This window comes from uncultured Gemmiger sp. (assembly GCA_944388105.1).
GTDB lineage: Bacteria > Bacillota > Clostridia > Oscillospirales > Ruminococcaceae > Gemmiger.
On sequence record CALXHN010000131.1, the window covers coordinates 1 to 4,606 of the forward strand.

A 4,606-nucleotide genomic window follows, 5' to 3' on the forward strand; every position below is an offset into this window, starting at 1 on the left:
CCGCCTTTTCTTGTTATCCAGCCCTCCGGCTGTATCGGTTGAGCAAAAGTCAGCGTGGGAATGGTGTGGTATCTTTAACTTTGGGAAACTCCCCGGTCATATCCTGACCTGGACATGGTGGTTCGTCTGGCCGAAACGCTGAACACGGATCCCAACGCGCTTTTGTATCCGCCCCAGGCCAAGTCCGGCAAGCTGCCGTATCGCCCGGTGGCGTATAAATCCATCTTTATTGTGCTTCTGCTGTTTTTCCTGATGATGACCGTGTTCGGCGGCGTGTTTGCCGTAATACTGAAACCACTGATTGGCGGCGGAGTAGAGCAGAGCTACCTGTACCCCATTTACGGCGGCATCATGATGCTGGCGGCCCTGATGGTGGGCTGCACCTGCGTTGTTCTGGATGAACTGCGCAATCCCGGCTCCTCCGACGAGGATAAAAAGAATGGATGAAGACAAACCGTGTCGGTCAGGAAAAAATGATTTCGGCGGTGTGCGGGAAAACAAAAAAGCCTTTCAGCATTTGCTGAAAGGCTTTTGGTCGGAGTGACGGGATTCTCCCGCGGACTAACGAACAGTCCACAGGACTGTTCGTTGCGCACTGCGGTGCGCCGTCCTGTTCTCATCTCCGTCCCTCATGCGACAAAAAAAGCTCTCAGCCTGAGCTGAGAGCTTTTTGGTCGGAGTGACGGGATTCTCCCGCGGACTAACGAACAGTCCACAGGACTGTTCGTTGCGCACTGCGGTGCGCCGTCCTGTTCTCATCTCCGTCCCTCATGCGACAAAAAAAGCTCCCAGCTTGAGCTGAGAGCTTTTTGGTCGGAGTGACGGGATTCGAACCCACGGCCTCTTGGTCCCGAACCAAGCGCGCTACCAACTGCGCTACACCCCGAGAAAAAAACCGCAGCAACTTTGCTGCTGCGGTTTTGCTTTGGTTGGGGATGAGAGGATCGAACTCCCACGGGCGGAGTCAGAGTCCGCTGCACTACCATTATGCGAATCCCCAGTAGGTTTTGTCTGGGCTTGTTTGCCCTCGACGTTTATTTATTATAGCGACTCGAATCCGGTTTGTCAACAGTTTTTTGCAAAAAGTTGCCATGAATTTTGCCGCAGGGGACTTGTCCCGACCTTTGCAGGCGACATAAACACAAAAATGGATGTATCACCAAATTTTTTTGGTGTTGCTGCGCATCGGGGCATTGACAAACGGCCCTTTGGTGGCGTACTCTTAACCTAAAGAACACAGCTGGCGGCGGTAGGCCCGCAAGGGGAGCGCCGCCAAAAAACGGGAGGGTTACACAATGAAAATGCGTGTCGGTATCCTGACATCCGGCGGCGACTGCCCCGGCCTGAACGCCACCATCCGCGGCGTGGCCAAGGCGCTGTATCAGCGCATGGGCGATAATGTGGAGATCATCGGTATCATGAACGGCTACGACGGCCTGATCAACGGCAACTACCGTGTCATGGACCCGTCGGAGTTTTCCGGCATCCTGACGGTGGGCGGTACCATCCTGGGCACCAAGCGCACCCCTTTCAAGATGATGCGCGTGGTGGGCGAGGACAATGTGGACAAGGTCGCCGCCATGAAAAAGACCTACAAAGCGGCCAAGCTGGACTGCCTGCTCTGCCTGGGCGGCAACGGCACCCACAAGACAGCCAACCTCCTGAGCCAGGAGGGGCTGAACATCATCGGCCTGCCCAAGACCATCGACAATGACATCTACGGCACCGATGTGACCTTCGGCTTCCACACCGCCGTGGACATCGCCACCGAAGTCATCGACCGCATCCACACCACCGCTGGCAGCCACAGCCGGGTGATGTGCATCGAGATCATGGGCAACAAGGCCGGCTGGCTGACCCTGTACTCCGGTATTGCGGGCGGCGCCGACATCATCCTGATCCCCGAGCATCCTTATGATATCAAGAAGGTGGCCAATGCCGTGGAGCGCCGCGCCAAGGCCGGCAAGAACTTCTCCATCCTGGCTGTGGCCGAAGGTGCCGTCTCGGTGGACGAAGCCAAGATGAAGCGCAAGGAATGGACTGCCAAGCGCGCTGCCGAAGGCTACACCACCGCCACCAACCGCATTGCCCGCCAGATCGAACAGATGACCGGTGCCGAGACCCGGATCTGTGTGCCCGGTCACATGCAGCGCGGCGGTTCTCCCTCCGCGTATGACCGTGTGCTGGCCACCCAATTCGGCGCCTACGCTGCCGGTCTGGTGGCGGACGAGCACTACGGCGTGACCGTGGCCATGGTCAACCGCAATGTCACCGCCAACCCGCTTATCGAGATCGCCGGCAAGACCCGCGGCGTGCCGGATGACTGCGCCATGCTCAACGTGGCCCGTTCCATGGGCATCAGCCTGGGCTGATCCCACAACCCCCGCAGCTTCGGCGGCGGACAGTTTTGCATCCTTCGGGGTGCGGCTGTCCGCCGCTTTTTTGCTGCCTTTTTTTTCGGAATCTCTTGACGAAACACCAAAAAGGTGATATGGTTAATTACACAAGTAATGAACCAATAAACCGGGCTGCGCGGCCGGTACTGGTTCCTGCCTGTTCCAAACAAGAAAGGGGGCGTGATTTTGAAGGGAACGCTCAATGACCAGAGCCTGATCTACCGGCAGATCGCCCAACTGCTGGAGGACGGCATCCTTCGGGGAGAATACCCCGCCGACACCCAGGTGCCCAGCACCAATGAACTGGCCCGGGCCTTCAACATCAATCCCGCCACCGCTGCCAAAGGAATCAACCGCCTGGTGGACGAAGGGCTGTTGTATAAGCGGCGGGGCATCGGGATGTTTGTGGCTCCCGGCGCGGCCGAAGCCCTGCGGCAGAAACGGCGGGAAAATTTCGCCAAGACGCAGGTCAAAGCCTTTGTGCGGGAAGCCAAGCGCTTGGGTCTGACCCAACAAGAACTTTACAGCCTGGTCAAAGCCCAGGCACAGGAGGAACAACTGCCATGACCACCATTACAAAAGCACCCGCTCCGCAGCCCTTGCAGGCGGATAAACTCTGCAAGAACTATGGCAAACAGCCCGTTTTGCAGGACCTGGACCTGACGTTTGAACCCGGGCGCATTTACGGGCTCATCGGGCGCAACGGCGCCGGCAAGACCACTCTTTTGGGGATTCTGTCCGGTCAGAACTATGCCACCGGCGGGCGGGCCCTGTACGGCGGCCAGCCGGTGTGGGAGAACAGTGCCGTGCTGGGCAACCTGCATTTCGCCCGGGAGATGTCTGCCGCCAGTGAACTGGCAGGCCTTTCGGTGAAGAATTTTCTGCGGGCTGGCCGCCTGTTCTGCCCCTACTGGGACCAGAATTACGCCGACGAGCTGATCAAGAAGTTTGAACTGCCCAACAAGATGATCAACCGCCTGTCCCGCGGGCAGATGAGCATGGTGTCCATCACGGCGGCGCTGGCCTCCCGGGCACCGGTCACCCTGCTGGACGAACCCACCGCCGGACTGGATGTGGTGGCACGGGAACGGTTTTACCGCATCCTGCTGGACGAGTACCAGCGCACCGGCCGCACCTTCGTTATCTCCACCCATATCATTGAGGAAGCTGCCTCGGTGTTTGAAAAGGTGGTCATCCTGGACGAGGGCAAGGAGGTAGCCGACCAGAACACCGAGGATCTGGTGGAACAGTTCCGCTACATCAGCGGCCCCGCCGCCGAACTGGACGCCGCCCTGGCCGAACGGGGCATCACCCCCCTGCAGACCCAGGTGCTGGGCGGCCACAAGATGGTGGCCGTGCGGGGAGAGGAAGCCCTGTTTGAAGAGCTGGCGGCCCGGGACGGACTGACGGTGGAAGGCATGAACCTGCAGAACGTGTTCGTGGCCCTGTGCGGCCACGGCGACGAGGAGGGGTGACCATGCGCAATCTGGTGCGGTATTTCGGCCTGACCTTTCTGCAATACATCGGGGTGGTGATGGCCTTTGTGGTGCTGGTGGTGCTGGGGGCCCGGTACACCCCGCTGTCTCTGTTTGAAAGCTACACATATATGATGCCCACTATGGGGTTGTGGCTCGCTCCGCTGACACTGGCCGGCTGCCATTCCACTATGGCGCTGCCCACCTATTTCGGGGTGCGCCGGTGGAATACATTTCTCTGCATCCAGATCCTGGCGGTTGTCATGGAACTGTGTACGCTGGCTCTGGCGGTTCTGGGCACCACCCTGATCGCTTCCTGGAATCCGGAGTACGACATGGTGCTGAGCGTGGGGGGAATCCCGGTGCTTCTGGCTGCCTCCCTCACTGTCACCGAGATGGCCCTGCTGGCCCAGTATCTGCCCCGGGGGGCCAAACAGCGAACCGCCTCCATTCTGATGGTCCTCATCATGATTGTCCTGTCTTGTTCCATCACCATCGGTTTTGTCAAGGCAATCGGGATTCCGTTGGCCCTTTTCCCCATCCATGCGCTGCGTCCCGGCTGGGCGGTGTTTACCTTGGTCTGTGCGGCGGTTGCCGTGATTCTGGGCGTGGCGACCTGGCGCTTCTATCGAAAGGCGGTGATCCGGCTGTGAAAAACAAGGAACAAACGTTCGGCCGCACGTTGGGCGGTGTTCTCCAACTGGACACCAAGGTGATGGCCGGTCTGGCAGGCAT

At 59.1% G+C, this 4,606-nt stretch carries 5 protein-coding genes and 2 tRNA genes; 5 read left to right on the forward strand and 2 right to left on the reverse strand.

Annotated features, from left to right (window positions below; translation table 11 throughout):
• Window positions 1–114: 114 nt before the first annotated feature.
• Window positions 115–447: a hypothetical protein gene (locus Q0K17_RS10450; RefSeq protein WP_294542844.1), complete on the forward strand. Its 333-nt coding sequence runs from the start codon at window positions 115–117 to the stop codon at window positions 445–447.
• 363 nt (window positions 448–810) lie between these two features.
• On the opposite strand, the gene Q0K17_RS10455 is transcribed toward Q0K17_RS10450, so the two are convergent.
• Window positions 811–886 (reverse strand) — tRNA-Pro (locus Q0K17_RS10455).
• 40 nt (window positions 887–926) lie between these two features.
• Window positions 927–1,000: transfer RNA gene (locus tag Q0K17_RS10460), tRNA-Gln, on the reverse strand.
• A 295-nt stretch (window positions 1,001–1,295) separates the two neighbouring features.
• Between Q0K17_RS10460 and Q0K17_RS10465 the strand changes: the two genes are divergently transcribed.
• From Q0K17_RS10465 to Q0K17_RS10480, 4 genes are all read left to right on the forward strand, one after another.
• Window positions 1,296–2,372 (forward strand): ATP-dependent 6-phosphofructokinase, encoded by a 1,077-nt coding sequence (locus Q0K17_RS10465; RefSeq protein WP_294542846.1) that lies wholly within the window; start codon window positions 1,296–1,298, stop codon window positions 2,370–2,372.
• Window positions 2,373–2,582: 210 nt separating this feature from the next.
• Entirely contained in the window at window positions 2,583–2,963 is a 381-nt protein-coding gene (locus Q0K17_RS10470; RefSeq protein ID WP_294542847.1) for a GntR family transcriptional regulator, read from the forward strand.
• Window positions 2,960–3,871 (forward strand): ABC transporter ATP-binding protein, encoded by a 912-nt coding sequence (locus Q0K17_RS10475; protein ID WP_294542849.1) that lies wholly within the window; start codon window positions 2,960–2,962, stop codon window positions 3,869–3,871. Before Q0K17_RS10470 ends, Q0K17_RS10475 begins: the two co-directional genes overlap by 4 nt.
• 2 nt (window positions 3,872–3,873) lie before the next feature.
• A complete protein-coding gene (locus Q0K17_RS10480) occupies window positions 3,874–4,524 on the forward strand; it encodes a hypothetical protein (protein ID WP_294542850.1) in 651 nt (216 codons plus the stop codon).
• Window positions 4,525–4,606: the final 82 nt, after the last annotated feature.

Bases quoted from the DNA above. Each gene is read 5' to 3' on its own strand.
- Q0K17_RS10450 (WP_294542844.1), top strand. From the start codon at position 115: ATGGTGGTTCGTCTGGCCGAAACGCTGAACACGGATCCCAACGCGCTT.
- Q0K17_RS10465 (WP_294542846.1), top strand. From the start codon at position 1,296: ATGAAAATGCGTGTCGGTATCCTGACATCCGGCGGCGACTGCCCCGGC.
- Q0K17_RS10475 (WP_294542849.1), top strand. From the start codon at position 2,960: ATGACCACCATTACAAAAGCACCCGCTCCGCAGCCCTTGCAGGCGGAT.
- Q0K17_RS10480 (WP_294542850.1), top strand. From the start codon at position 3,874: ATGCGCAATCTGGTGCGGTATTTCGGCCTGACCTTTCTGCAATACATC.